Source organism: Lamprocystis purpurea DSM 4197, assembly GCF_000379525.1.
Lineage (GTDB): Bacteria > Pseudomonadota > Gammaproteobacteria > Chromatiales > Chromatiaceae > Thiodictyon > Thiodictyon purpureum.
Window position 1 is genome coordinate 1 of the sequence record NZ_KB902468.1, and the last position, 1,357, is coordinate 1,357.

Consider the following 1,357-nt stretch of genomic DNA (forward strand, 5'->3'; position numbering starts at 1 on the left):
TCCGCCTGGTGTTCGACTACCTGGGCATGACGGAAAACTCCCGCCGCCGCCCGCGGGGACGGCCAGCCACGGTGGGCTAGAACGGATTCGCCGTGAAAGACTGGAGATTTCGGCTATGTAGTTCTCCGCCTCATCGTACAATTTCCAAAGACGATCAATTTCTTCGGCGGATGGAGGCATTTACAACTCAGTCAAAATGGAGTTCTTCAAAGGCACGTCTTTTGTCTTCCGCTGTCAAAAGCCTGCCAGCGCCAAGTAAGACGCTTCCCTCAGCGTTTCGTTGCGTCACTGCACGAACAATTTCATCGTTGCGTTTACTTTGATCCGCAGGCGGAATCTTCTCAAGACCGCTTGGGATAAGCCGTGCCAGAAAATCAGAAATACTCATTCCTCCCCCGGAACCCTGATGGTTTCATTAAGTTCGACTGCTGGCCTCGTGTTTTCCGAAGTGATGAAAGCGCCTGCATCCCTCGGCCTTGTGACATTTAAACTCATTCAGATAACCGGCGATCCGCATTACCGTAAAAGCTACTCCCTATATCATCAATCGCCAGTACGCTGTCGATCATTGCCCGTAATCCACACCAGCAATCGGCTTGGGAGACAGATGCGCAGAATCAGCCATGCTAGCCAACCAATAATTTTACTACATAGAGGCATGATGTCAACCTCTTGTTTCGAAAGGGCCGGGACTGGAGTACCCCGGTTAGTATGTTGCCCTATCGTCGCGCGCATCACACACCCGATACTCCGGGCGTAGCGGATTCACAACGAGTTTTCCACCTGTCATCCGCGACGGGCGCCGGCTATCTGGCGCCCGTCGCGGATCAATAGGTACTGGATCATTCCGTCCAATTTTCCAAGGGGTTGCGGGGACTCTCGACGAGATTTTCACGCTCGGCGAGGAAGTCATGCGGTAATGGCGACTCGTCCAGGAGGGCAAATAGGAGCGCCAAGCGGTCCTCGTCGGGACCGGGCGCTTTGGATCTCAGGGTAATCTCGCCGGTCGCCTCATCTATGCGCACCCAGACCTCCTCGCCGGCCAGTTCAAAGCCCGGGGGCAGGCGTAGGGTCTGCTGGTGGCCGGTGGTCTCAAGTTTGGCAATTGCGATCATGTCGGTGGTCTCGCAGGACGTCTTCCAGGATAGCTTATACTCGCCGGACCGCCAAAGAAAAAGCGGTGCTCCGACCATTGGCTTCTACATTCCGGTGCCTAAATGGTTGTCCGCAAATAACCTGGACAATAGTTGTCGCTGACTGCATAGCCAATAGGGTTTGGGCGTGGTGGATTGTTCAACTTATTTGCGGACAGACCCTAAGTAACGAGGCATAAATTAGTTATACATCTTTATTAAGA

At 53.6% G+C, this 1,357-nt stretch carries 2 protein-coding genes; both read right to left on the minus strand.

Features of this window, described 5'->3' with window-relative positions; all coding sequences use genetic code 11:
* Nucleotides 1-187 precede the first annotated feature (187 nt).
* Nucleotides 188-388 (minus strand): hypothetical protein, encoded by a 201-nt coding sequence (locus tag A39O_RS40640; RefSeq protein WP_157639913.1) that lies wholly within the window; start codon nt 386-388, stop codon nt 188-190.
* Nucleotides 389-842: 454 nt separating this feature from the next.
* On the minus strand, nt 843-1,115 hold the full coding sequence (locus tag A39O_RS0109400) for an antitoxin (RefSeq protein WP_026199274.1): 273 nt from the start codon (nt 1,113-1,115) through the stop codon (nt 843-845).
* Nucleotides 1,116-1,357 lie beyond the last annotated feature (242 nt).